General features: G+C 45.2%; 27 protein-coding genes. 11 read left to right on the top strand and 16 right to left on the bottom strand.

Translation table 11 applies throughout. The features are described 5' to 3' along the window. Positions 1-57 precede the first annotated feature (57 nt). On the bottom strand, positions 58-816 hold the full coding sequence (gloB, locus tag AB4133_RS04530) for a hydroxyacylglutathione hydrolase (protein ID WP_017060725.1): 759 nt from the start codon (positions 814-816) through the stop codon (positions 58-60). A gap of 53 nt (positions 817-869) precedes the next feature. On the opposite strand from gloB, the gene AB4133_RS04525 reads away from it, so the two are divergent. Beyond that, positions 870-1,652, top strand: a complete 783-nt coding sequence (locus tag AB4133_RS04525; RefSeq protein ID WP_017060724.1) for a class I SAM-dependent methyltransferase — start codon at positions 870-872, stop codon at positions 1,650-1,652. A 98-nt stretch (positions 1,653-1,750) separates the two neighbouring features. Here AB4133_RS04525 and rnhA read toward each other — a convergent pair whose 3' ends face one another. Further along, a complete protein-coding gene (gene rnhA / locus AB4133_RS04520; protein ID WP_017060723.1) occupies positions 1,751-2,215 on the bottom strand; it encodes a ribonuclease HI in 465 nt (154 codons plus the stop codon). Positions 2,216-2,271: 56 nt separating this feature from the next. Between rnhA and dnaQ the strand changes: the two genes are divergently transcribed. Together dnaQ and AB4133_RS04510 are read left to right on the top strand one after the other, a co-directional pair. Further along, positions 2,272-3,039, top strand: coding sequence for a DNA polymerase III subunit epsilon (gene dnaQ, locus AB4133_RS04515; protein WP_017060722.1), 768 nt, complete (start codon positions 2,272-2,274; stop codon positions 3,037-3,039). A gap of 9 nt (positions 3,040-3,048) precedes the next feature. Then, complete coding sequence (locus AB4133_RS04510; protein ID WP_065583988.1) at positions 3,049-4,296, top strand: TIGR03503 family protein; 1,248 nt, start codon at positions 3,049-3,051, stop codon at positions 4,294-4,296. Between the two features lie 128 nt (positions 4,297-4,424). Here the strand turns inward: AB4133_RS04510 and fadE are convergent, their stop codons facing one another. After that, positions 4,425-6,890, bottom strand: a complete 2,466-nt coding sequence (gene fadE / locus AB4133_RS04505; protein WP_372224015.1) for an acyl-CoA dehydrogenase FadE — start codon at positions 6,888-6,890, stop codon at positions 4,425-4,427. A 329-nt stretch (positions 6,891-7,219) separates the two neighbouring features. On the opposite strand from fadE, the gene lpcA reads away from it, so the two are divergent. Then, positions 7,220-7,795, top strand: coding sequence for a D-sedoheptulose 7-phosphate isomerase (gene lpcA / locus AB4133_RS04500; protein WP_017063379.1), 576 nt, complete (start codon positions 7,220-7,222; stop codon positions 7,793-7,795). 67 nt (positions 7,796-7,862) lie between these two features. Beyond that, positions 7,863-8,708: a class II glutamine amidotransferase gene (locus AB4133_RS04495; protein WP_017072286.1), complete on the top strand. Its 846-nt coding sequence runs from the start codon at positions 7,863-7,865 to the stop codon at positions 8,706-8,708. Positions 8,709-8,815: 107 nt separating this feature from the next. Here AB4133_RS04495 and purN read toward each other — a convergent pair whose 3' ends face one another. Next, positions 8,816-9,490: a phosphoribosylglycinamide formyltransferase gene (gene purN, locus AB4133_RS04490; RefSeq protein WP_372148823.1), complete on the bottom strand. Its 675-nt coding sequence runs from the start codon at positions 9,488-9,490 to the stop codon at positions 8,816-8,818. Between the two features lie 132 nt (positions 9,491-9,622). Next, positions 9,623-10,663 (bottom strand): phosphoribosylformylglycinamidine cyclo-ligase, encoded by a 1,041-nt coding sequence (gene purM, locus AB4133_RS04485; RefSeq protein WP_008222945.1) that lies wholly within the window; start codon positions 10,661-10,663, stop codon positions 9,623-9,625. A gap of 169 nt (positions 10,664-10,832) precedes the next feature. Here purM and upp point away from each other — a divergent pair, with 169 nt between their 5' ends. Continuing rightward, the gene (gene upp, locus AB4133_RS04480; RefSeq protein ID WP_004734318.1) at positions 10,833-11,459 is read left to right on the top strand and encodes a uracil phosphoribosyltransferase; all 627 of its coding nucleotides are present in this window, start codon (positions 10,833-10,835) and stop codon (positions 11,457-11,459) included. A gap of 141 nt (positions 11,460-11,600) precedes the next feature. On the opposite strand, the gene AB4133_RS04475 is transcribed toward upp, so the two are convergent. Further along, positions 11,601-12,839, bottom strand: coding sequence for a uracil-xanthine permease family protein (locus AB4133_RS04475; RefSeq protein WP_017060715.1), 1,239 nt, complete (start codon positions 12,837-12,839; stop codon positions 11,601-11,603). Between the two features lie 277 nt (positions 12,840-13,116). Between AB4133_RS04475 and AB4133_RS04470 the strand changes: the two genes are divergently transcribed. Then, complete coding sequence (locus AB4133_RS04470) at positions 13,117-14,376, top strand: DUF2066 domain-containing protein (RefSeq protein ID WP_372224014.1); 1,260 nt, start codon at positions 13,117-13,119, stop codon at positions 14,374-14,376. 110 nt (positions 14,377-14,486) lie between these two features. On the opposite strand, the gene AB4133_RS04465 is transcribed toward AB4133_RS04470, so the two are convergent. The 4 genes from AB4133_RS04465 to AB4133_RS04450 all read right to left on the bottom strand — a co-directional run bounded on the left by AB4133_RS04465 (position 14,487) and on the right by AB4133_RS04450 (position 17,448). Continuing rightward, positions 14,487-14,924 (bottom strand): DUF2069 domain-containing protein, encoded by a 438-nt coding sequence (locus AB4133_RS04465; RefSeq protein ID WP_372122445.1) that lies wholly within the window; start codon positions 14,922-14,924, stop codon positions 14,487-14,489. Next, entirely contained in the window at positions 14,921-15,514 is a 594-nt protein-coding gene (wrbA, locus tag AB4133_RS04460; protein ID WP_017060712.1) for an NAD(P)H:quinone oxidoreductase, read from the bottom strand. Before wrbA ends, AB4133_RS04465 begins: the two co-directional genes overlap by 4 nt. Positions 15,515-15,520: 6 nt before the next feature. Beyond that, positions 15,521-15,871, bottom strand: coding sequence for an arsenate reductase (glutaredoxin) (gene arsC / locus AB4133_RS04455; protein WP_017060711.1), 351 nt, complete (start codon positions 15,869-15,871; stop codon positions 15,521-15,523). 122 nt (positions 15,872-15,993) lie between these two features. Beyond that, positions 15,994-17,448 carry a M48 family metallopeptidase gene (locus AB4133_RS04450; protein ID WP_017060710.1) on the bottom strand — a complete coding sequence of 485 codons (1,455 nt, stop codon included), beginning with the start codon at positions 17,446-17,448 and terminating at the stop codon, positions 15,994-15,996. 178 nt (positions 17,449-17,626) lie between these two features. Between AB4133_RS04450 and AB4133_RS04445 the strand changes: the two genes are divergently transcribed. Further along, positions 17,627-17,866, top strand: a complete 240-nt coding sequence (locus AB4133_RS04445; RefSeq protein ID WP_017060709.1) for a sulfurtransferase TusA family protein — start codon at positions 17,627-17,629, stop codon at positions 17,864-17,866. Next, positions 17,859-18,935: an AI-2E family transporter gene (locus AB4133_RS04440; protein ID WP_372224013.1), complete on the top strand. Its 1,077-nt coding sequence runs from the start codon at positions 17,859-17,861 to the stop codon at positions 18,933-18,935. The genes AB4133_RS04445 and AB4133_RS04440 overlap by 8 nt, the downstream gene beginning before the upstream one ends. Positions 18,936-19,083: 148 nt before the next feature. Here the strand turns inward: AB4133_RS04440 and bcp are convergent, their stop codons facing one another. Then, entirely contained in the window at positions 19,084-19,554 is a 471-nt protein-coding gene (bcp, locus tag AB4133_RS04435) for a thioredoxin-dependent thiol peroxidase (RefSeq protein WP_017060706.1), read from the bottom strand. Positions 19,555-19,566: 12 nt separating this feature from the next. Continuing rightward, positions 19,567-20,109: a glycine cleavage system protein R gene (locus AB4133_RS04430; protein ID WP_017060705.1), complete on the bottom strand. Its 543-nt coding sequence runs from the start codon at positions 20,107-20,109 to the stop codon at positions 19,567-19,569. Between the two features lie 374 nt (positions 20,110-20,483). Between AB4133_RS04430 and dapA the strand changes: the two genes are divergently transcribed. Both dapA and bamC read left to right on the top strand, forming a co-directional pair. After that, a complete protein-coding gene (gene dapA, locus AB4133_RS04425) occupies positions 20,484-21,362 on the top strand; it encodes a 4-hydroxy-tetrahydrodipicolinate synthase (RefSeq protein ID WP_017060704.1) in 879 nt (292 codons plus the stop codon). A 48-nt stretch (positions 21,363-21,410) separates the two neighbouring features. Beyond that, a complete protein-coding gene (gene bamC, locus AB4133_RS04420) occupies positions 21,411-22,457 on the top strand; it encodes an outer membrane protein assembly factor BamC (protein WP_017060703.1) in 1,047 nt (348 codons plus the stop codon). A gap of 161 nt (positions 22,458-22,618) precedes the next feature. On the opposite strand, the gene AB4133_RS04415 is transcribed toward bamC, so the two are convergent. The 4 genes from AB4133_RS04415 to AB4133_RS04400 all read right to left on the bottom strand — a co-directional run bounded on the left by AB4133_RS04415 (position 22,619) and on the right by AB4133_RS04400 (position 25,139). After that, positions 22,619-22,828 carry a DUF2897 family protein gene (locus tag AB4133_RS04415; RefSeq protein WP_372224012.1) on the bottom strand — a complete coding sequence of 70 codons (210 nt, stop codon included), beginning with the start codon at positions 22,826-22,828 and terminating at the stop codon, positions 22,619-22,621. An 8-nt stretch (positions 22,829-22,836) separates the two neighbouring features. Further along, positions 22,837-23,511: a M15 family metallopeptidase gene (locus AB4133_RS04410; protein ID WP_017063385.1), complete on the bottom strand. Its 675-nt coding sequence runs from the start codon at positions 23,509-23,511 to the stop codon at positions 22,837-22,839. A gap of 45 nt (positions 23,512-23,556) precedes the next feature. Further along, positions 23,557-24,693 carry a succinyl-diaminopimelate desuccinylase gene (gene dapE, locus AB4133_RS04405; RefSeq protein WP_017060700.1) on the bottom strand — a complete coding sequence of 379 codons (1,137 nt, stop codon included), beginning with the start codon at positions 24,691-24,693 and terminating at the stop codon, positions 23,557-23,559. Between the two features lie 98 nt (positions 24,694-24,791). Beyond that, the gene (locus tag AB4133_RS04400) at positions 24,792-25,139 is read right to left on the bottom strand and encodes an ArsC family reductase (RefSeq protein ID WP_017060699.1); all 348 of its coding nucleotides are present in this window, start codon (positions 25,137-25,139) and stop codon (positions 24,792-24,794) included. Positions 25,140-25,332: the final 193 nt, after the last annotated feature.

Here is a 25,332-nt window from a genome sequence, read left to right as displayed (position 1 = left end):
TAATTAACGGCCGATGATAATACTTGCCACCCCCTATGAGTGACAAGTCTGTATTTGTTAAAATTCGTTCTTCCACGCACGTAAAGCGGTGAATACCGATAAAGGATCGGTCTGCTCGGTGCGATTAGACACTGATTTCACTACACTTGGCTCGGTATAGCGCAGGAAGGGGTTCACAAACTTCTCTTGTCTCAAATTTGTGGGGATGGTCGACTTATTTTGAGCGCGAAGTCGGTTCACTTGGTCGCGATATTGCTGCAAATGTTGGTTATCAGGCTCTACGGCTAATGCGAAAGCGATATTGGCTGCAGTGTACTCATGTGCACAATAAACTTCGGTTTCTTGAGGCAGAGCCGTGATCTTATTCAGTGCATCGAACATCTGTTGTGGTGTGCCTTCCATGATTCGGCCACAGCCCGCAGAGAACAACACATCACCACAAAACAGTTTGGCATCGCCCACATAACCAATATGACCCGCAGTATGGCCACTGAGCCCTAGGACGAGGAATACTTCGCCAAACAGTTCTAATTGATCACCATCATCGACCGGATGAGTTAAGGTAGGGATAGGTTCATTCCTTGGACCGACAACATCCACGCCGGGAAATTGTCTAACGAGTTCTGGAACACCACCAATGTGATCGTGGTGGTGGTGTGTAATCAAGATTGCATCTAAAGTTAGCTCATGGTGTGCCAAGTACTCTAATACTGGAGCCGCATCACCAGGGTCGACGACAGCACAACGGCGATCGCTATTTTGAATCAGCCAGATGTAATTGTCGTTAAATGCAGGTATGCTTTTGATATGTAACATTATTGGTTCTCCAGTCACTATTAGTGCGACAGAATAAGTGAGACAGATTATTGATGAAGCCAGCACGTAGCAGAAAGAAGTTTGAACGTCCTTACACTTGGGCGCAATTGCACAATGGGGACTGGTTGAGAGAATCTATTCAAACTCGACTCGATGAGTGGTGCCCAAAGCTATTTGGTTACCATATGCTCAAGCTCGGTGGCCTCAGTAGTGAGATTTCTAGCTGCACATGCAACATTCAACATCAAGTAAACCTAGATATCCAGAACCCATTACATAATGTGATAGCGGATGGCTATAATTTACCCTTTTTGGAGAAAAGCTTTGATGTTGTAGTACTGAGTCATCAGCTAGATTATAGCAATGACCCGCATCGCTTATTGAGAGAAGTCGATCGAGTGATGATGGACGATGGCTATATCATTATCACGGGCTTCAACCCAATCAGTGTCACTGGGCTTGCCAGTTTGATGCCTTGGCGAAAGAACAGCTTGCCTTGGAGTGGGCGTATGTACACGCCAAGTCGAATTAAAGACTGGTTAGGTGTACTTAACTATGAAGTAATTCATTGTGACACCTACGCGCTGTTTCCGATGAGTAAGTATCAAGCGATGTGGACGTGGTTGGAGAACAGCTTAGGTGGTTGTGCATCCTTCGCCGGAAGCCAATACTTTATTGTTGCTCGTAAGCGTACTTACCCGCTAAAACCCATCAAACCACATTGGCACCTCAAGCGACGTTTCTCGCCTGTTGGGGCAAGTTTTAGAACCAATACGCGCCGTACAATGGATTCAGCCAAAGCGTCATATCCGCTAAAAACAGAAAAAGCCGATTAGTTGTCGGCTTTTCATCTATCAATTCGATTGAGAAATTGTCAATTAGTTTAAGAAATTATAAATCGCTTTCTGAAATGTGCGTCTAATTAAAAAGACGATTAGCTTGGTTGATAGCCCGTATCTTCTAGAGTCGGATTCTCCGCTGCATTTCGCGCTAAATCATCACACATTTCGTTTTCTCTGTGTCCCGCGTGTCCTTTTACCCAGCGCCAATCAACGCTATGGCGAGCGGTTTCTTTATCGAGCCTTTGCCACAGATCGGCATTTTTAACCGGTTTCTTGTCGGCTGTTTTCCAGTCACGCTTTTTCCAGTTATGAATCCACTGTGTGATGCCTTGACGCACGTATTGGCTATCTGTGGTCAGAATCACAGAGCAAGGTTCTTTGAGGGCTTGGAGAGCAACGACAGCGGCGAGCATTTCCATACGGTTATTGGTTGTTAGCGTGAAACCTTCTGCTAGCGTCTTCTCGACTTTTTTGTAGCGAAGTACGATGCCATAGCCGCCGGGACCAGGGTTGCCTAAACAAGAACCATCAGTGAAAATTTCAACTTGTTTCGTCATGATTTGATACTATTACCTCAAGCACATTATCGGCATAGTCTGACACAGTTATCCTTATGAATACCAGTAGCACTCCAGAACAAAGCACGAACGAAAAAAACAGTTCGAACGAAAATAAGCGCATTGTTGTACTCGATACCGAAACCACCGGTATGAATACAGAAGGTGGCCCTCACTATATGGGTCACCGCATCGTTGAAATTGGTGCAGTAGAGATCATCAACCGTAGGCTGACCGGGCGTCATTTCCACGTCTACATCAAGCCCGATCGTGCGATTCAAGAAGAGGCGATTGGCGTTCACGGTATTACCGATGAATTCTTGATTGATAAGCCTGAATACCAAGACATTCATAAAGAGTTTCTCGACTTTATCAAAGGTGCGGAGCTGGTGGCTCATAACGCGCCCTTCGATACGGGCTTCATGGACTATGAGTTTGAGAAGCTCAACCCAGCGATAGGTAAAACGGATGACTACTGTAAAGTTACCGATACCTTGGCAATGGCGAAGAAGATATTCCCAGGTAAAAGAAACAACCTAGATATCTTATGTGACCGTTACGGTATCGATAACTCGCACCGTACTCTCCACGGCGCATTGCTCGATGCGGAGATCCTAGCCGACGTCTACTTATTGATGACGGGTGGTCAAACTTCGCTGCAATTTAACGCTGGTCAACAGGAAGGCGAAGCCGAAAGCATACGAAGAGTAGAAAGTGGTCGAAAATCCCTAAAGGTTTTACGAGCTACGGCCGATGAAGTAGAAGCGCATCAAAGTCGTTTAGATCTCGTCGAGAAAAGCGGAAGCTGCCTCTGGCGTCAGTAGGGAGAAAGTATGTTAAGGGTATTGGCTACCGGTTGCTTATTGCTGTTAAGTTTTGGCTTACATGCAGCAACAGAATCCGTTATGAGTTTATTGGACAACCGTTTTAGAGTTGATCCCAGTATTGAACAAGTCACCTTTGTGATTTATCGAGCCGATAACTCTAAACCTGTCGTTTTGGTTCGCCCTGATGGCAAGAAATACTACTCTTGGCGCAATGCTGATAATGTCCGTTGGTACGAAGAATCGTCCATGGACATTATCTCTATCGACAATCCGATGCCCGGCCCTTGGCAAGCGATAGGTAAAGTTTCCCCTAAGAACAATATCAAGCTGCTGTCTCATCTTGTTTTGGATGCTAATGAGTTCCCAGATAAGTTGTATCAAACAGAGCGCATCAAATTTACCGCTCGACTGACTTCTGATGGCAAGCCGCTGGTGCTGCGCGATTTTCTCGATCGCGTGAAGCTTAAGGTTACCTTTACTAAGTTTGTTGAAAACGAAGAGTCTTTGGTGAGAGAAGCGCGCCCGGTGCCGGTTGTGATGGGCGAGTTTGCCGATGATGGCGCTGATCTTGATGAAAAGGCCGGAGATGGTGTGTTCACTGTCTCTTTGCCAATTGATATCGAGCCCGGTAAATACCGAGCGCGTATTACCTCTGGTAATGGCGTGTTCCTGCGAGCGCAAGAGCAAGAAGTCTTGGTTTACCCAACACCGATCACTAGCACCTTCATTCAATCACGAAAAGAGGGTTTACCTCATACTATTGTGGTGTCTGGTGAACAGGGGATGATCGCACCGAGCTCGTTAGCGGTTCATGTTGAGCACAAGGCTTCTGATGAATATGTGATGTACAAGCAGGGGCAAGCTGAAGTCGACGCAATGAAAGTCGCTTTAGAGGTGCCTTATAATGGCGATTTAGGAATTTATAATTGGTCAGGGATGGTTTATGCCACTGATGCTTCAAGTCAGCGCCCGCTGATTTTTCCAATTACCGAGCAGTCGTACAGCGTTGTTGAAGATATCGACTTAGCAGAGTCACGACGTCTTCAAGAAGAAGCTCTTGCTGAACAGAAGCGTATCGCAACAGAGTTGATGATCCTTCAAAAACGTGAAGATGACAGACAGCGCAGTATGATCATTATTGCGGTGGGTAATGTGGTCGCTATTCTATTGGGCTTATTGATTTGGTTTGTGGTTCGTAAGGTCAAGGCGAAGAAAAAAGCGTTACCTGAGATGCAGCTCAAGGCGCCCAAGTAACTCGCTTAGATGATTAGATTGTCTAGAGAGAATAAGCTGCTAGATAAAGCATTGGAATTTGTGGCAACGAAATCATGAACAAAAAAACGGGACTCATACTAGTCCCGTTTTTGTTTCTTTTTCTGGCCTTAAGCGACGTTATCAATCGATTGGTCTGGGTACTGAGATTTTGCTGCAAGCTCCTCTGGTGAGAAGTCATCCACGTTAATCGTGTACAGTCTATGTTCCTCAGCGCTAATCAGAAGATTTGCTTCGTCTTGCGTTAAGATACCTTTCTCAAGTCCCAACTGAGCAACAAGATCAAGTCGTAAGAAGGCACGTTTTTGATGTGTCTCTTTGCAGACTTTGTCGAACAGAGGTTCAGCTTGAAGAATCACTTCTAGCGCTTTTTCAATCTTACCTACTGGGTTGTATTCCGTCGCTTCTAGGTATTGGCCGCGACCTATACGAGAGCGTGTTTCGCTTGGTGTTTGTAGAATGTGCGCAACTTTGCTATCGAGCTTGTCGTTTGGAGCACGACGGATACGACCAAATGGCATTAGCACAACACGAAGCAGACGACCAATCACAGGGTTAGGGAAGTTCGCTAAGAATTCATCAATCGCCACTTCAGTCTGACGTAAGCTATCTTGCATCCCCCAATGTACTAACGGTAGATCTTCAGCGTGGCTGCCTTCACTTTCAAAGCGCTTCAACGTTGCTGAACCGAGGTAAAGTTGACTTAAGATATCACCCAGTCTTGCTGATAAACGTTCTCTACGCTTCAGTGATCCGCCTAGAACTGCCATTGAAATATCAGACAGTAGCGCTAGGTTTGCACTGTAGCGGTTTAGCTGTTGGTAGTAACGCTGTGTCTGTTTATCTGTTTTATTTGAAGGTGTTGGCGCATCAGAACCACGACCATCGGTTAAACCAAACCACAAGCTGCGGACTAGGTTGCTCATCGTAAAGCTAACGTGCCCTGCTAACGCTGAATCAAACTTATCAAGCGCATCGCTGCTTTCAGAATAAGCCGCTTCCATTTCGTTCAGTACGTAAGGGTGACAGCGAATCGCACCTTGACCATAGATGATCATTGAACGAGTCAGGATGTTTGCGCCTTCAACCGTAATCGCGATAGGCGAGCCTTGGTAGCCACGAGCTAGGAAGTTCGATGGGCCTAAACAAATGCCTTTACCACCGACGATATCCATCGCATCAATGATGCTGCGCTGGCCACGGTGAGTACAGTGGTACTTAACGATTGCAGAGATAACCGAAGGCTTTTCACCAAGGTCGATGCCCGCAACGGTTAGGTTACTTGCAGCGTCCATTACATAAGCGTTACCTGCAAGGCGTGCAAGTGGCTCTTCAACCCCTTCCATGCGGCCAATAGGTTGTTTGAACTGGCGACGAATGCGAGCGTAAGCACCGGTTGCCAGCGCAGCCGATTTAATGCCGCCCGTTGAGTTTGAAGGCAGTGTGATACCACGACCAACAGATAGACACTCAACTAGCATACGCCAGCCTTGTCCTGCCATTTTCTGACCACCAATGATGAAATCGATAGGAACGAAGAGATCATCACCTTGGGTTGGGCCATTTTGGAACGGTACGTTTAGTGGGAAGTGACGATTACCAATCTTCACGCCTTTTAAATCTGTAGGGATAAGCGCACAAGTGATACCGAGCTCTTGCTTGTCACCAAGTAGGCCGTCTGGATCTCGTAATTTAAACGCAAGTCCCAATACTGTTGCGACAGGTGCAAGGGTAATGTAGCGCTTGTTCCAAGTGAGGCGCATACCTAGAACTTCTTCGCCTTGCCATTGACCTTTGCATACGATGCCGTAATCGGGGATTGAGCCGGCATCTGAGCCTGCTTCTGGGCTAGTTAGGGCAAAACAAGGGATCTCTTTACCTTCCGCTAAGCGGGGTAGGTAGTGGTTTCTTTGTTCTTCTGTACCGTAGTGCTGCAATAGCTCACCGGGGCCTAACGAGTTAGGTACTCCAACGGTTGATGACAATACACTAGAAACGCCTGTTAGCTTCTGTAGAACCAAAGATTGAGCGTAAGCTGAGAACTCTAAGCCGCCGTATTTTTTCTTGATGATCATGGCGAAGAATTTATGGTCTTTCAGGTATTGCCATACTTCTGGTGGCAAATCAGCAAGCTCATGAGTGACTTGGTAATCATTGACCATTTCACACACGATATTTACTGGACCATCTAAAAACGCTTGCTCAGCTTCAGAGAGTTTCGGGTCAGCAATGTTCTGAAGTTTCTTCCATTCAGGTTTGCCTTTGAACAGCTCTGCTTCCCACCATACTGTGCCGGCTTCTAGTGCTTCTTTTTCTGTCTGAGACATCGCCGGTAGAACTTTCTTAAATAAAGAGAGTGCTTTTTGGCTGATCAGTGTCTGACGAATGGTCGGTACAGCAAAGATCGCAACGGCTAATAGATAGCAAAGCCAGCCGGTAACAGCCACGCCGCCAAGCAGTGTTAATGCTACCATTGCGCCGGTTAATACAACTAATGCACGTACCAGACTAACTCTATGGTAAAGACAGACGCCTAAGATGGCGGTCATGCCGAGTAGGGAGAGCAATATGTTCATGATCGATTTCCTTTTCAGAGATCACTTATTGTTATTAAGTTTTAGGTAAGAGGTCTAACCAGTCAAGTGTAAACAAAATATTAAATATTTGTAAAACTCCAAGGTGAGTAAAAAGTGATCTCAATAGAGTTAAAGTTCTAATTGTGAGAGGTTGGTGGCGAATATTTGGACGGATTTACAACGACAAGTTAATTAAGGTGGCAATCTTTGGGCTTAAGTGTCGACACTATTTCATGTTTGTGGGTAAACTCAGCTATAAAGAGGGGAAAACCCTCAGTTCTCATTTCACGCACTTTAAGCTGCGTCAAAAAAAATAAGAGATAAGTCTTATGTACCAAGACCTAATCAAAAGTGAATTAAACGAAGCTGCTGACGTTCTGAATAAGTTCCTGAGTGATGACCATAACATCGCTCAAATTGAAGCGGCGGCAAAACTGATTGCTGACTCATTCAAACAAGAAGGCAAAGTGCTTTCTTGTGGCAACGGTGGTTCACACTGTGATGCAATGCACTTCGCGGAAGAGCTTACAGGCCGATACCGTGAAAACCGTCCAGGTTACGCTGGCATTGCGATTTCAGATCCAAGCCACCTGTCTTGCGTGAGTAATGATTTTGGCTACGACCACGTATTTTCTCGTTATGTAGAAGCGGTAGGTCGTAAAGGTGATGTGTTGTTCGGTCTGTCGACTTCAGGTAACTCTGCCAATATTCTAAAAGCGATTGAAGCGGCTCAAGCGAAAGGCATGAAGACGATTGCATTGACGGGTAAAGATGGCGGCAAAATGGCGGGTTGTGCTGATATCGAAATCCGAGTACCACACTTTGGTTACGCAGATCGTATCCAAGAGATTCACATTAAGATCATTCATATTGTGATTCAGCTTGTTGAAAAAGAGATGGAATAATAGTTTTACAGACATTTGGAACCCATGTTTGTGGCTCCATTGGTTTTAATAGGGAGTAGATTAAACCATGTGTGAATTGCTCGGTATGAGCGCGAATGTGCCAACTGATATTTGTTTTAGCTTTACTGGTCTTATGCAGCGTGGAGGCAATACTGGCCCGCATCGTGATGGCTGGGGTATTACCTTCTATGAGGGAAAGGGTTTTCGTACATTTAAAGATCCTAACCCTAGCTGTGAATCAAAGATTGCTGAGTTGGTTCAAAACTACCCAATTAAAAGCCAAGCCGTTGTCAGTCATATCCGTCAAGCGAACCGTGGTGGTGTTAATCTAGAGAATACACACCCTTTTACTCGTGAGCTTTGGGGGCGATACTGGACCTTTGCTCACAATGGTCAATTAACGGATTATGACGATCTGACCAGTGGTCGTTTCAGACCGGTTGGCGAGACAGACAGTGAACTCTCTTTCTGTTGGCTACTCAAACAACTTGAAGAGCGTTTCCCTGAGCCACCTCAAGATATGGAAGGTATGTTCCGCTTTGTGGCTGAGTGTTGTGACCAGCTGCGAGAGAAAGGCGTATTTAACATGTTACTCAGTGATGGTGAGTATGTCATGACCTACTGCACCAACCATTTGTACTGGATAACAAGGCGCGCACCTTTTGGTAAAGCGAGCCTGATTGATGAAGATGTTGAGATTAACTTCCAGGAAGAAACTACGCCTAATGATGTGGTTACAGTGGTGGCAACTCAGCCTCTAACAGACAATGAAGAGTGGTTTAGAATGAAGCCGGGCGAATACGCGCTGTTTCATTTTGGTGAGCTGATTGGCAACAATCATAAAGCACTGGAAGATGTCGCTTATGCGCCGAAGAAGGTAGCAAGCCAAGCGCCAACTGAACCATTGAGCTGAGCTAAGTGTCCCGAATAGTATTATTTGAACCCTATAAAAAAGGCCGCTTACTGAACTAATGAATCAGTAAGCGGCCTTTTTTTGGATTTGATTTAGTTTCTGAAGAATTACTCTTCTGCGTAACCGTGTTTACCTAATGCCTTACCGTCTAAGACAGCTTGCCCGTTTAGCATTGATAAACGATCTTCGGCGAACCATTTACAGACCATAGGGTAAATGCAGTGTTCTTGGGTAAGCACTCGGCTTGCCAACATATCAGCATCATCATCTTCAAATACCGGCACCTTAGCTTGCAAGATCACAGGGCCGCCATCGAGCTCCTCGGTAACAAAGTGGACGCTAGTACCGTGTTCTTTGTCTTGCGCATCAATGGCACGCTGGTGGGTGTGTAGGCCTGGGTATTTCGGCAACAGAGAAGGGTGGATGTTGACCATTTTCCCTGCATAGTGACGAACAAACTCTGAACTCAGGATTCGCATGTAGCCAGCGAGTACGATTAAATCTGGCTGGTAAGCATCGATCTGAACCATCAATTCATGGTCAAACTCTTCACGTGAACCAAAGTCTTTTGGATTCACTGAATGAGCGTCAACACCTGCGGTTTTCGCTCGTTCTAATCCAAAAGCCTCTGCTTTGTTTGAGAAGACAGCTTTAACCGATGCATCAATCATATCGCTATCGCAGGCATCCAAAATTGCCTGTAAGTTACTTCCGCTTCCTGAAACTAACACAACGATGTTTTTATTAGAGTGACTGGTTTTATTTGAGTGATTGTTTTTCATAGAGTGGGTCATACGATTGATTAACTGAATTGTTTACAATGTACCTACATAAACTAAGGTTTTCTGCGGGCTAAATAGCAAAATGAGGACCATTAGGTCCTCATTGATTAACTAAGTAAGTGAGCGTATCACTTATTTAATTTCAACTTGCTCTTCGCCAGCTTCAGCGTTTGCGATCTCACCGATAACCCAAGCGTTTTCGCCTTCAGCTTTCAGTAGTTCAACAGCAGCGTCTGCTTGATCTTTAGGTAGAGCAACAACTAGGCCTACACCACAGTTGAAAGTGCGGTACATTTCGAATGTCTCCACGTTACCTTTCTCTTGTAGCCAGTTGAAGATAGCAGGCCATTCCCAGCTCTTGCCATCAATGACTGCTTTAGTACCTTCAGGAAGTACGCGTGGGATGTTTTCCCAGAAACCACCACCTGTGATGTGTGAGATAGCATGAATGTCATGCTCTGCAATCATCTTAAGTGCCGATTTGATGTAAATCTTAGTTGGTTCTAGTAGGTGCTCACCGATAGTGCGACCTTCTAGTTCTTCACTCTTATCAGCACCAGAAACTTCTAGGACTTTACGAATTAAAGAGTAACCGTTTGAGTGTGGACCACTTGAGCCAACAGCGATAAGTGCGTCGCCTGCTGCTACTTTAGTGCCGTCAATGATGTCCGCTTTTTCTACAACACCAACACAGAAGCCAGCTACATCGTAGTCGTCGCCTTCGTACATGCCTGGCATTTCAGCAGTTTCACCACCGATTAGTGCACAGCCAGCTTGAACACAGCCTTCAGCAATACCAGAAACAACGTCTGCTGCTGTATCTACATCTAGCTTACCTGTTGCGTAGTAGTCTAGGAAGAATAGCGGTTCACCACCTTGAACGATTAAGTCGTTCACACACATTGCCACTAGGTCGATACCAATGGTGTCGTGTTTTTTCAGATCCAAAGCAAGGCGAAGTTTAGTACCAACACCATCAGTACCTGAAACAAGTACCGGCTCTTTGTATTTCGTTGGAAGTTCACATAGGGCGCCAAAGCCACCAATACCGCCCATTACTTCAGGGCGACGAGTGCGTTTAACAGCACCTTTAATACGGTCTACTAGTGCATTACCTGCGTCGATATCAACACCAGCGTCTTTGTAGCTTAGAGAAGAAGTATTACCACTCACGGGATAGTCCTCGAACTTAAGTTGGATGTGAAAACGGCGCTATTCTAACAGGGCTTGATTACCAAGAGCAAACGTTTGCGCGGTTTTTTTTATTAGAATAAAGATTCTGAAATACCCCCACAGTTCGTGTATAATCTACAGGTTTGTTTAAATATTGCCGGAGTTGGAAATGAAAGTTGTTGAAGTGAAACACCCGCTAGTAAAACATAAAATTGGCCTGATGCGTGAAGGTGACATTAGCACTAAGCGTTTTCGTGAGCTAGCGACAGAAGTGGGTAGCCTTCTAACATACGAAGCGACATCAGATTTTGAAACTGAGCGTGTGACGATTAACGGTTGGAACGGTCCAGTAGAAGTTGACCAAATTAAAGGTAAAAAAGTAACGGTAGTGCCAATCCTACGTGCTGGTCTAGGCATGATGGACGGCGTTCTTGAGCACATCCCAAGTGCACGTATCAGCGTTGTGGGTATCTACCGTGACGAAGAAACGCTTGAGCCAGTACCATACTTCAACAAGCTTGCATCTAACATCGACGAGCGTATTGCTCTAGTGGTAGATCCAATGCTTGCGACGGGTGGTTCTATGATCGCGACTATCGACCTTATGAAAGAGAAAGGTTGTAAGCACTTTAAGATTCTTGTGCTTGTTGCTGCTCCTGAAGGTATCGCTGCTCTAGAAAAAGCGCACCCAGATGTTGAGCTTTACACGGCTGCAATCGATGAGAAGCTAAACGACAAGGGCTACATTGTTCCTGGTCTTGGCGATGCTGGCGATAAGATCTTCGGTACTAAGTAATTCGGTTTCAGCTTAAGTGACTCTAAACAGTTCCTTAACTCGCTGAATTAACCGTATTAATAAAAAGGGAGAGCATTCGATGCTCTCCCTTTTTTGATCTTGTTAGGTTGTGATTCTTTGGAATCTAGCCTTACCGACTCATTAATCGATTTGAGCTTTATCTACCACAGTGTTGTCACCTAGCTCTTCTGGAAGTACTAGGTTAAGTAGAATCGCAACGATACCGCACAAGCTTACGCCCTGTAGGCTAAAGTCACCGATACCAAAGGCCATGCCGCCAATACCAAAGACTAAAGTAATGCCCACAATCACAAGGTTACGTGATTTATGCAGGTCAACGTTGTTCTTGATGAGTGTGTTAAGGCCCACTGTTGCGATAGAGCCAAACAGTAGAATCATGATTCCGCCCATTACAGGAACCGGAATCGTTTGAAGTAGTGCGCCTAGCTTGCCAACCAATGCAAGAACGATGGCTGTGACTGCAGCCCAAGTCATGATCACAGGGTTGAATGCTTTGGTAAGCATTACTGCGCCTGTTACTTCACTGTACGTAGTGTTTGGCGGCGCGCCCAGCATTGAAGCGGCAATTGTTGCCACACCGTCGCCAGTAATAGTGCGGTGTAAACCTGGTTTTTTAAGGTAGTCTTTACCGGTCACGTTAGATATCGCAAGCATATCACCTACGTGTTCAACGGCAGGTGCAATCGCGACAAATACCATAAAAAAGATAGCGTTGATGTTGAACTCTGGCGTTGTGAAGTTTGGCAGTGCTAACCAAGATGCTTGCGCTACTGGAGTGAAGTCTACCGCGCCGTATACCAAGCTGGTGATGTAACCCGCAACAATACCACCGAAGATTGGCAGTAGCTTAAGGAAGCCTTTTGAAAACACACTGATGACAATCGTCACTAACAGTGAAATTGAAGAGATCCACAGGGCAGCGTCTGCATCAACAAGCTGAACCGCACCATCGCCTGTCTTACCTAGCGCCATGTTAACTGCAACAGGTGCAAGACCTAAGCCGATCACCATGATTACAGGGCCAACCACGACTGGTGGAAGTAGTTTATGGATGAAGCCAACGCCACGAACTTTAATTAACGCGCCCATTAGTACATACACAACACCCGCCGCCATCAAGCCGCCCATGGTTGCACCGACACCCCAAGTTTGAATACCAAACATGATAGGCGCGATGAATGCAAAAGAAGATGCTAAGAAGATTGGCACTGAACGGCGTGTAATAAGTTGGAATAAAAGGGTACCGATACCTGCGCCAAAGAGTGCAACGTTGGGGTCAAGTCCTGTTAGTAGCGGCACGAGTACAAGCGCACCAAATGCTACAAACAGCATTTGCGCACCTTGCAGAGCATTTTTCATGTTATGTCCTTAAAATGGTCGTTATATGAAAAGCGAAAAATAAAATTCGCGGGATTCTATCACTTAGCAATCGATTGCCACACCAAATAGATCAAATTTATTTATCTTAATGATGTTTTATATCCATCTAAGCCCTAGAAATTCAGTTTATAAGTGAGCGATTTATCATGGCCAGGTGATATTTTGTGGTTATTAAACACAGTGGGCTCTATCGACCTTGCCCCTCAATCCATAGTTGCTTATCATCTAGGCACAAGATTTGAATATTAGGATCAGTATGCGCTACATAGCATTGTTGTTGATGGGACTATTAGCCTCTCCGAGTTATGCCTTAACTCAAGTAGATATTTTTAGTGCTGAAGTTGCGATTAACGCTGAAGACAAACAGCCAGAACAAGTGGCAAGAAATACAGGTATGGAGCAGGTATTGATACGTGCGACCGGCCAAACTGATGTCGCTTCGAATGAGACGATTCAAAAGGCGATGCGCAAGAGTTCGCAGTACATGTCTCAAATGAGTTTTGGTGAAAGCAATGACCACTCAACATTGCGTATGCGTTTTAACGGTGCTCAAATCCGTTCGCTATTGACTCAAGCACAGTTACCGTACTGGCCTGACACGCGTTCAAACATCCTTGTTTGGCTGGTGGAAGAGGACAACTACGACAAGAATATCGTGTGGGAACACTCTAACTCACAGTTAGCAGCTAGCTTACAAGCTAACGCAAAAGAGCGTGGCTTGCCTCTAACGCTGCCTGTGGGTGACTTTGACGATATTACGGGTATTGCGACTTCTGATTTGTGGGGTAGCTTTGTTACGCCAATCAGTAAAGCGAGTCAGCGTTATCCTGTTGATGCTGTGTTGGTGATAAAGGCTCAATCTTCAGGCCTACGTTGGGCTCTATACGATCAAAAGCCAAGTCAATTGAGGAGTGCACCAACATCGCCTGTAAGTGGTTCACTATCGGGTAACAGCGACACGACTTCTAAGAAGTTAGTTGACCAAATCAGTAACTACTACGCAGGAAAAAGTGCTGTGACGGTAGCGAGTGAGTCATCAGAATCGATTTTAACGCAGTTTATTAGCCTGAATAATGCTCAAGACTTCTTCCAGTTAGAGAACGCACTTAAGCGTCTAAACTCGGTGGCAAGCCTAGATATTCTGAAGATTCAGAACAACGAAGTCACTTTCCGAATTCACTTATTGTCGACTCAACAAGAGTTTGAGCAAGAAGTAGCAAGTATTCGACAAGTCGCGAAGGTTGAAGAATCTTACATTGAGCCTGAAGTGAGCCCTGAATTTGAAACTCAAGACAACACAATGTCTGTAGGTGATGATTCAACAGACGCTGCTGAAGTCGTTGGTGACGAAACTGACTCAGGCGTACAAGTGATTAAGGGCAACGAGATATCTGAGGATGCTGAGCTAACGAATACGCCTGACGCAACGTTAGAGGATTCTAGTACAGAAGATCTAACCATCACTGCGCCAGTACATGCTAAGCCAAGCTTGGTATACGAGTGGGTTCGCTCATAATTGTCAGCTGACATGACTGATTGAAATGAAAACTTGAAAAAAGCCCTGCAAGAGCAATCTCGCAGGGCTTTTTGTTTGTAAGCGGTCAGTTTAAAAGCATGGGCTCAATATTATTGCTCGAACTTAGCTTTCTCTCTCTTTTCTACTTCGGAAAGGCGCTTCAACTTGATGCCTAACTCTTTGGCTCTAAAGCGAGTAAATAAGATATTGCCCGCGAAACCTAGAGTCGTCAGAAGCAGTTCTACAGCCGCTAATAAACGTTCACCATCGTCTACATACAAGATAGTTAATGCGTGTAGGAAATAGAGCATCAAGACGAAATTTGCCCATGCGTGCGTATAAGGTTTTCCTGCTAAAATGCCCGGTAATGGCAATAACAGCGGGATAGCCCAAGCAATCGCCAGTGTGATATTACTGAGATGAGGGTGCGGTGAAAGCGTCATCTGCCAAGCCACCACCCAGAATAACAGTGACAAGTTGCCCGCTAAAGCAAGGTAGCGAAATAGCTTGGTTTTGGGAGACATAGCCTTCTCTGGCATATACATCATTGAGAAATTCCCTTCTGATTTATTGCGATGCGCGCTAGGCGTTTACCTAGGTTTTGCGCCAACTCAATCTCTTCTTTGCTAAGTGAAGCGCTCTCTCCAGTACTGCTTGCACCATAAGGCGTACCACCAGTTTGAGTGGTGTGCAGCGCCGGTTCTGAGTAGGGGATGCCCACGACTAACATGCCGTGATGAAGCAGGGGCAACATCATGCTTTGTTGTGTTGTCTCTTGACCACCATGCAATGATGAAGAAGAGGTAAATACACAACCTGGCTTATCGATGAGATCACCATTGATCCACATTGATGTCGTGCTATCCCAAAAGTGCTTCATTGGCCCGGCCATGTTACCAAACCAAACCGGACTGCCTAGCGCCAAACCATCACAAGATCGAAGCTCTTGTAACGAGGCAATAGGATCGGTTGGTTGATAGCGTGAATCAGGCTGCTCTTCTACCGTGTACACGTCGTTCACCGTTCTTAACATGGCTTCACAGTTTGGGATAGACTCAACCCCTCGTGCAATCTGCCTTGCTAGAGCTTGTGTGTTGCCGTGGCGACTGTAATAAAGAACAAGAATGTTAATGCTCATATTGGATTACAGAATCTCTAGCACTTGCTCTGGTGGACGACCAATTTTTGCTTTGTTGTTCGCGACAACGACTGGGCGCTCAAACAGTTTTGGATTGGTTGCCATCGCGGCGAAAAGATCTTCATCAGTAACTGAAGCATCGCCAAGGTTTGCTTCTTTGTAGTCCGCTTCTTTGGTGCGCATCATGTCGCGAACACTGTCAAAACCAAGCTGAGTGAACAGTACTTTCAGCTGTTCAACTGTTAACGGAGTCTCCAGGTATTTGATGACCTCTGGCTGTACGCCGTTTTCCTGAAGCACTTCTAGAGTTTGACGGCTCTTTGAGCAGCGTGGGTTATGATAAATCACGACAGACATGGTTCTTCCTCATTATTATTTTTGATTTAGTTGTTTAGCTGAAGCCACCAGGGGTGACTTCTTTTTTGTGTAACGTTGAGCTTTCTTTTTATTCTGGTAACGAGCTGTTACCAGTAAACACTCTATTGTAGCGACAAGAAGCGCTCTCGTTGAATCATTAGCTGATCAATTCGAGCGTCGTAGCGTGCTTGTTTTAGGCTTCCTAATTCTGCGATTTGGCTTGCTTGCGTGTAGTACTGAATCGCTTTGTTCCAGTTGGCTTGCAGTGCCAAAATTTCTGCACGAGCAGCCAGTTCTTCGTCGCTATTACCAAGGCTCGTATTTACTTTTGAAAGTAAGTGCCAGCCATTGGTGTCATTCGGGTTATCGTGCGTGTAACGCTGCAATACGCGAACCGCTTCTTGAAGATCTTCATTTTCAATCAGTGCGTTGGCGTAGTTAATGGTCAGAACCGGGTTGTTTGGTTGACGAACCAGTGCCGATTTAAGTTCTTTAATCGCAATCTCAGGCTGCTTCTTCTCGATGTGCAGATCCGAAATAGCATCTAGATAAAAAAGGTTGGTTGGATCGCTGTTAATCAGCTTGTTCAGGATGGGCTCTGCTTTGTCTAATTTTTTAGAGTCTAGGTAAACCAGTGCTTGGCCATATTCTAATGACGGAACCAAAGCTTTAGGGGCTTTCTTTAGCTGACGCTCAAACCAATCAAGAGCAGCATCATTATTAATGCCAGCATAGCGCGCAACAATGCGGGCTCTTGCTAGGTGGTAGTCCAGAGAGGGAGCCAGTTTCAGTGGCGGGTAACTACGAGCACGAGCACGTGAATCGGTAATTCGGTCTTCTGGTAATGGGTGAGTCAGTAGCATTGGCGGTGGTGTGCTCGCATAGCGATATTCATCAGCTAAACGGCCAAAGAAACGTGGCATCGCATTCACATCAAACCCAGCTTTTGCTAGCGTGTTGATACCAAAGCGGTCGGCTTCTTTTTCATTACTACGGGTGTAGTTGATTTGGCTTTGCATATTACCCGCAGTCGTTGCCGTTAGGGCTGCAATGCCGGCTTCAGGAGCTGCAATTGCCAGTAATACAGAGGCTGCTAGCGCTGCAATGGTTGCTGGAGAGCGGCGCGCTTGGTCTTCCATACTACGCGCTAAGTGACGTTGGGTTACGTGCGCGATTTCGTGCGCTAATACAGAAGCTAATTCACTTTCAGATTGTGCATGCAGGAATAGACCTGAGTGCAAAGCAACATAACCACCAAAGAAAGCAAAGGCGTTGATGTTGCGGTCACGGATCATAAAGAACTGGAAAGGTGTCTTTACATCATTTGCGTTCGCGACCAGACGATGGCCAAGAGTATCAATATATAGATTTAGAACTGGGTCGTTTACGATAGGCTGGCTACTTCTGATGATGCGCATGTAGGCATCACCATAGATAAGCTCTTGGTCGATAGTGAGTGTGCCGCCAGCAGCGGTACCGATATCTGGTAGCTCCAAACTATTGGTATTCGCCATAGTTGGGGTGCTTAATGTAGCTGCGATGCATAAGCAAGCAATTGAGCGAGCGCGTTTAAACATATTAGTCAGTAATACTCCGTTTCTTCTGACAGTAAGACAAGTGCAATGGAAATTGGTTCTTTATCTGATTTAACCTTTGCCAAGTGCGTGCGCTATCATAAAGGAGGATGAATGAATGATGGCGCGTTTTCAAAAACAGATTACAATACGACCCTTATAATAAGCATCGAGCTCAAGAATGACACCTAATATTCTAGATTTACGCCAAGAGCGCTGTCCAATGGCGCTATTATTAGCCAAGCGTCACAGTGTAAAGTTAGAAGTAGGGCAGTCATTGTCAATTTATGTGTCTGATAACAGTTCGATGAAAGATATTGTTACTTATTTGTCTAAGCAAGCCTATGACGTCATCACTGAGGTTTGCTCTAATTACCATCATCTCCTCGTCACTAAAAAGGAATTGCAGTCAGATGCTTGAAATGGTCAATCGTTGGTATAAACGACGTTTCTCTGATCCCCATGCTGTCAGTTTGGTTGCCATCATTCTCTTCGGCTTTATTACGATCTACTTCTTTGGTCACCTAATTGCGCCACTCTTGGTTGCAATTGTGTTGGCTTATTTGCTTGAGTGGCCTGTTACCCAACTTCAAAGACTCGGTGTTCCAAGAACGCCTTCGGTGATGTTGGTGATCATGATGTTCTTTAGCCTGATGTTGCTGGCGCTGTTTGGTTTAGTGCCTACCATTTGGGAGCAAGTGGGTAACCTCATCAATGATATTCCAAGTATGTATGGCGGCTTACAGAAGTTCATCGCGACGATTCCTGAGCGCTATCCTGAGTTAGCAAACTTGCAGATCGTTGAATCGATTGTGTCTAACGCGAAAAACAAAGCATTAGGCTTTGGTGAAAGTGTTGTTAAAGGTTCTTTGGCTTCTCTTGTGAGCTTGGCTACGCTTGCGGTTTACTTGATTCTTGTGCCGCTGCTGATCTTCTTCTTATTAAAAGATAAAGAAGAGATGATCAGCATGGCGAGTGGCGTGTTGCCTAAAAACCGTCGTCTAGCGACCAAGGTTTGGGTTGAGATGAACCAACAAATCTCGAACTATATTCGCGGCAAGGTCCTTGAGATCTTGATCGTCGGTGGTGTCAGCTACGTGACCTTTGCGATTCTAGATTTACGTTATTCAGCTCTGCTGGCTGTCGCGGTTGGCTTCTCGGTACTGATTCCTTATATCGGCGCGGCGGCTGTGACTGTTCCAGTAGCGATTGTTGGCTTGTTCCAGTGGGGATTAGAGCCTCAGTTTTACTGGTTGCTTCTCGCTTACGGTATTATCCAAGCGCTAGATGGTAACGTGCTCGTTCCGGTTCTTTTCTCTGAAGCGGTGAACCTGCACCCAGTGGCCATTATTGTTGCCGTGTTAGTGTTTGGTGGGCTGTGGGGGTTCTGGGGCGTGTTCTTTGCTATTCCGTTGGCAACGTTAGTTAAGGCAGTTTGGAATGCCTTACCGAGTCACGCATTAGACGATGACCTCGAACATCAAAAGTAATTGATCTTGTTATAGAAAAAGGCCGAACATCCATGATGTTCGGCCTTTTTGCTCTTAGCTTAATCATTAGCTTAATCATTAGCTTAATGAGTGTTGCTATTGCCTTAGAGAGTGGTGAATCTAAGTCATTAACTCACTCAAATCGCCCTTAAGCTTCTTGATTGAAGTAATCTAGAACCACTTCGTGGTGAGTCTTAGTCTTGAACTTGTTGAAGACATGTTCAATCTGACCTTCTTCATCAATTAGGAAGCTAATACGGTGCAGACCGTCGTAGATTTTACCCATGAATTTTTTCTCGCCCCAAACGCCAAACTGTTCAGCAACGCTATGGTCTTCATCAGATAGCAGGGTGAAGTTTAGAGATTTCTTTTCAACGAAGTTTGGTAGGCGTTTTACTGGGTCAACACTCACACCTAGAACAACCACGTTTAGGTCATCAAGCTGTGTTTTGATATCACGCAGGCCTTCCGCTTGCACAATACAACCTGGAGTCATTGCTTTAGGGTAAAAATAGAAAAGTACTTTTTTACCTTTGAAGTCACCAAGAGATACGATATTGCCATCTTGATCTGGAAGAGAAAAAGCAGGTGCTGGAACACCAGCCGTTAGCGTATTCATGACATTTCCTTTTTAAAGACTGTTTTTGATAAAGTTGAGCGAGCCTTGGACTGATAGGCTCTGACACAGCGAATCGAATTCTTCTTGTAGCTGCATCAAGTTACATTCTGATTGCACAGAAGCGGTAATAGAGATATGGAATTGGTCGTTGTCGAGTTGAACCTTAGATTTATTGATGGTTCGTGCACTTAACGAATCGAGGCCGATGTTTCGGTCTGCGAAGAACTGGGTAAACTGCTCAGTAAGTCCGATTTTATCGTCTGACTCAACGAACACCTCTACTGTGTAAGAGTTCTCAATAACATCATGAGTTGAGGTTCGCTTCATAATCGTAATCAAGTCGTGCTCTTGTCCAAGCAAGGGCAAGGTGGTTTCAACGCGGGTAATGTTGTTTGCCTTTCCAGACAGCAGCATGATAAGCGTAAATTCTTCGCCAAACAGGGCGATACGGCTATCAATAATGTTACAGCCTGATTGGGTGACTAAATGAACCACTTGGTTGCATACACCTGGGCGATCAGTGCCCACAGCTGTGATTACTAGATGTTGAGTCATAAAATCACGTCTCTTTATATTCCATTGATTCATGCATGTTAGCACAGTTAGCTCGTGGAATAAGCGTGCGTGCGGGGCTTTTTATGTGCGACCTTGCTTCGAACATGCAACCAATGATAAGAATATCGAGCGCGTTAAAAAATGAGATAGAGCGATGAGAGCACAGCTTACTTGTTACTGACATCCAGTGATGTGCTATCCGCTAGATTGAGTGCAGGTTACCCAAATTCTAGGTAGAACGCCGTTAGAAGTCGTTTTACCTCAAACATACGACAATATTTAATGCAGATGTTGCCGGTAAGCCACTTTAATGTCTTGTGTTTATTGATTGGCTTACAGTAACATGCAAAAAGAATAAATTAAGGGAGATAGACATGTTTTCAGGAAGTATCGTTGCGCTAGTTACGCCATTTAATACAGATGGTGAAGTGGATTTCGACAGCCTTAAAAAGTTAGTTGAGCACCATATTGCTGCAGGTAGTGATGGTCTGGTTGCGGTTGGCACAACAGGTGAGTCTTCAACACTCACTATTGAAGAGCATGTCAAAGTCGTCAACAAGATCGTTGAATTTGCTGATGGTCGTATTCCCGTTATCGCTGGTACAGGTGCAAATGCAACTCATGAATCTGTTCTATTCAGCCGTTTGTTGAATGGTTCTGGTATTGCTGGTTGCCTGAGCGTAACGCCTTACTACAACAAACCGACTCAAGAAGGTTTGTACCAACACTACAAAGCGATTGCTGAAGTCAGTGACGTTCCACAAATTCTATACAATGTTCCAGGTCGTACTGCGGTAGACTTGTTGCCAGAAACGGTTGCTCGTCTTGCTGAGATCGAAAACATCGTTGCACTGAAAGATGCGACGGGTGATCTCGACAGAATTGCAATTCACCGTGAACTTTGTGGCGAAGACTTTATCTTACTAAGTGGTGATGACTTAACAGGCCTAGAATTTGTTAAGCGTGGTGGCGATGGCGTGATCTCTGTAACGAACAATGTTGCAGCCGCTGATATGGCAACCATGTTCAAGCTAGCAAAAGAAGGTAAGTTTGAAGAAGCGGAAGCGATCAATGAGCGTTTGATGCCTCTACATAAGAATTTGTTCGTTGAGTCTAACCCTATTCCCGTAAAATGGGCGGTTCATAAAATGGGTCTGATTGCTGAAGGTGGCTTACGTCTACCGCTGACTGAACTGTCAGAGCCAGCTCAACCTGTTGTTGCTCAAGCAATGACTGAAGCGTGCATTTACTAAAACGTATGAAGTGATGCCGAAGCGAACCTTCGGCATTTAGGAGTATAAATGAAGTATTCTCACCAGCTAGTGATTGGGTCACTGGCTGTTTTCGTTCTTACAGCATGTTCTGGCAACCCGACTCAACGTCGCCAAGCCAAAGATGATTTCGAATACTTAGAAACACCTGAGTTTTCACAATGGCAATTGCCTGTAGATGCTCAGCCTCAGTTCTACCCAAATTTTGACATCCCAAGCGGTGAATTCAGTGGTGGTACTGGTCGTGAAGTGGATATTCGTCCACCGCAACAGGTTCTTGAACTGATCCCGGGTGCTCGTGCTGAGCGTCAAAACGGTGAAGTGACACTATGGCTTCTTCGCGCAGAAGAGGCAGACCGCGTGTGGCAAACGGCTGTAGATATGCTGGCTCAACGTGGTATTGGTATTCGTGAGCAATCAGAGAATGAGATTGAGACCGATTGGGTAACTTGGGTTTCTGAAGATGAAGACGTAGAGATTGGTAGTCGTTACTCTATCTCTCGCTTCCAAGCAAACAACCGTCATGGCTTCAAGATTAATCTGATTGATTGGCGTGAAGGTACTGAAGAGAAAACAGTAACGGCAACCAATAAAGAGCGTTACAACGCGTTCCTGACCAACCTAGTTATGGCTAAGTACGATGAAAACCTTCGTGCTGAAGCGGCGCTGAAAGCGCAAGAGTTGGTGAAGCGTATTCCAATTTCAATGGGTGCTGACCGTAGTGGTTTCCCTGTGATTATTGCTCGTACGCCATACAATGTATTCTGGCAGCGTCTGCCTAACTTGTTGCCTGAAATGGGCTTTGAGCTTGAAGAACGCAATCAATCTCAGGGTACGGTGAAGGCGAAGTACGCAGCACCAGATGATGAGTTCTGGGAAGAAATTGGCCTACAGCCTATCGACTTAGCGCCAGGCACTTACAACTTCCTATTTGGTGACCTTGGCAACCGTACGTCAATCAACGTAACGGATGCATCAGGTAAGCCAGTAGAAGAAGAGCTGCTTAAGTCTATGGTTCCGGTATTAGCGCATATTGCTGACCAAACCAAAGATGACAAAGAAGCGAAAGCTGAGTAGTCATTCAAGCCGTCACAAGCTGAGTTAAATCAGCCTTGTGATTAGCAAAAGCAAATAAAAAAGAGGACACACTGTGTCCTCTTTTTTATTGTATTCGTTGTCATCAGGCTACATTGGTCAATCAAAATTGGTCAATCAAGCTGATTAGCCAAAGCAAAAGGCTATGCGTCTTTATTGTCTTTGGATTCTTCTTTTTCAGCTTTCTCTTGGTTAAGTTTATTCAAGCGATTGAGCTTATCTAAATCTCGCTCAGTTTTACCACGCCCCGTCAGATCCATATTGGCTGTCTGTTTGAGCGCTGCGATGTTACCCACAACAACGCTAACTGCGATGATGATGATAACCCAAGGGTTTGTAAGCCACTCCAACATAAGCGCTCCTAATGACTGATATTCGCTACGAAGCGTGCATAGATCTCGTCTAGCTGCTCCATAATAATCTCATACCCTAATACTGGCTTAGATTGGAGTTGCTTGCCAAGTAAAGTCGGAGATAACTGTGATAAACACGACTCCGATACTTTGCGATGGCTGATATGCCATGGTTCGATCGCCACACCACCCAAATCTTGGCTGTAAGGAAAGAAGAAACCAAATTGTGCAGCATGAACTGATAGCCATTGGTAAAACGATTGCTGGTGGCCAGTAAGGTATTCCCATGGTTCTAATTGCAGATGTATGCCTTCAGGTAAGTGGTTACGAGCAAAGACATCGAAGTCACAACCCCAATGATGACGACTCGCGCCGGGAAGCGCAGACCATCTCAGGATAGCCGATAGCTTTTGTTGTTCGGTCAGTTTTGAAGCATCAAGAGGTTGGCTTTCTGAATCTAATATCGGAGCTTCGCCAGAAAACTTACGGTTCCAAATCAGAGATTGCCTTTCATAGTCGCGAAAGCCACTGGCAATCTCCATTTTAAAACCAGCGAGCTGAGCAGCTTCAATCAAATTATTCAGGTCATTCTTAACCTCACTGTGGACCAAGAAGGTCTTGGTGCCGATCAGGCTAGGCTCTAGATGAGAATCTGATTGTCCGGTAAGCTGCTCTGGTGTCATAACGAGTCTCTCAATAATTGGATGCTATGAATCGCTGATGAAAGACTATTTAGCGAATAGGTTCACTAATGTTCTTTCGTACATGTCAGTTAGCTTTTCTAAATCGGCTACCTTCACGCATTCGTTAACCTTGTGAATCGTTGCATTCACAGGGCCTAGTTCAACCACTTGTCCGCCCATACGTGCAATAAAGCGACCATCAGATGTACCGCCAGTCGTTAGCAGTGCTGGTTTCACATCATTGACGTGACCCACTGCATCAACAATAGCATCAAGCAGTGAACCTGCGTCTGTTAAGAACGGGTCGCCATTGAATGTCCATCTTAGGTCGTATTCGAAATCATACTTGTCGAGTGTCGTTGTGATGCGCTCAACGATGATGTCGTTGCTTAACTCTGTACTAAAGCGTAGGTTAAACTGCACATTAAACTCACCAGGGATCACGTTTGAAGCACCAGTACCCGCACTCACATTTGGAATTTGGAAACTGGTTGGCGGGAAGTAATCATTACCTTTATCCCACTCAGTTGTTGCTAGCTCATTAATAGCAAGCAGAGAGCTGTGTACTGGGTTGTTTGCTAGGTGAGGGTAGGCAACATGACCTTGTGTGCCTTTAATCGTTAGGTCGCCAGTGATAGAGCCACGACGGCCGTTCTTCACGACATCACCCACGAACTCAGTGCTCGATGGTTCACCAACGATACACATATCGATGTTTTCACCGCGCGCCATTAATGCTTCAACAACACGTACAGTACCGTTGATGAAAGGACCTTCCTCATCTGAAGTGATCAGGAAACCAATTGAGCCTGTGTGGTCTGGGTGTTTGGCAATGAACTGCTCGACGGCAACAATCATTGAAGCCAGAGAGCCTTTCATATCAGCAGCGCCACGGCCATGTAGGAAACCGTCTACGATAGTCGGTTCGAATGGCTTAGTGTTCCACTGTTCGATTGGGCCTGCAGGTACCACATCAGTGTGACCAGCAAAAGCAAACAGAGGCGCTTCAGTACCACGACGAGCCCAGAAGTTGGTCGTATCTTCAAATACCATCACTTCGATTTCAAAACCGAGTGCTTTTAAGCGTTCAATCATCAGGTCTTGGCAGCCTGCATCTTCTGGTGTTACCGATTGACGGCTGATTAGGTCTTTTGCCAGAGCCAAAGTTGGGCTATCTGTCATCCTTGAATTCCTTGTTTAAATAAAACGTCTAGTCATTAATTTTTAGGCGCTGATTCACTGATCAACGTCCGGTTGTCTGTCTATGTAAATACAACGATCTAAGCAAAAATAGCCGCGTATTGGTCGGCTTTAAATCCGATGTGAAGCTTACCCTCAACTTTTAAGATTGGGCGCTTGATCATTGCAGGTTGTTCAACAAGCAAAGTCACCGCTTTTTCTTCTGTTAGGGTGTCTTTCTGTTCTTGAGAAAGTTGGCGATAAGTCGTACCACGTTTGTTTAGCACAAGCTCCCAACCTAGCTCAGAGCAGAAGCTTGTTACTAGCTCTTCTGTGATGCCTTGTTTGCGATAATCGTGAAATTCGAACTCGATACCTTCAGCTTCGAGCCATTTCTTTGCTTTTTTAATGGTGTCGCAATTTGGGATACCAAACATGGTGATAGTCATTATTCTTCCTTTGAGTGATTTTATTTCATTGTTATGAGTTGAATCCTATCAGGAAGCAGCAACTCAGACAAAATAGAGTGATGAATATTTCATAGAGTGAAAAAAAAGCGTAAGAAAATGTCACTATTGGAGACTTATTGATCAGCCTCAACATGTTGTCAGCGAAAAAAGAAATAATTGAGCTGCACATATA

The organism is Vibrio sp. 10N.286.52.F8, from assembly GCF_041468745.1.
Classification (GTDB): domain Bacteria; phylum Pseudomonadota; class Gammaproteobacteria; order Enterobacterales; family Vibrionaceae; genus Vibrio; species Vibrio crassostreae_C.
The sequence above is the reverse complement of the archived record's forward strand: the minus strand, read 5'-3'. Positions and strand labels throughout refer to the sequence as shown.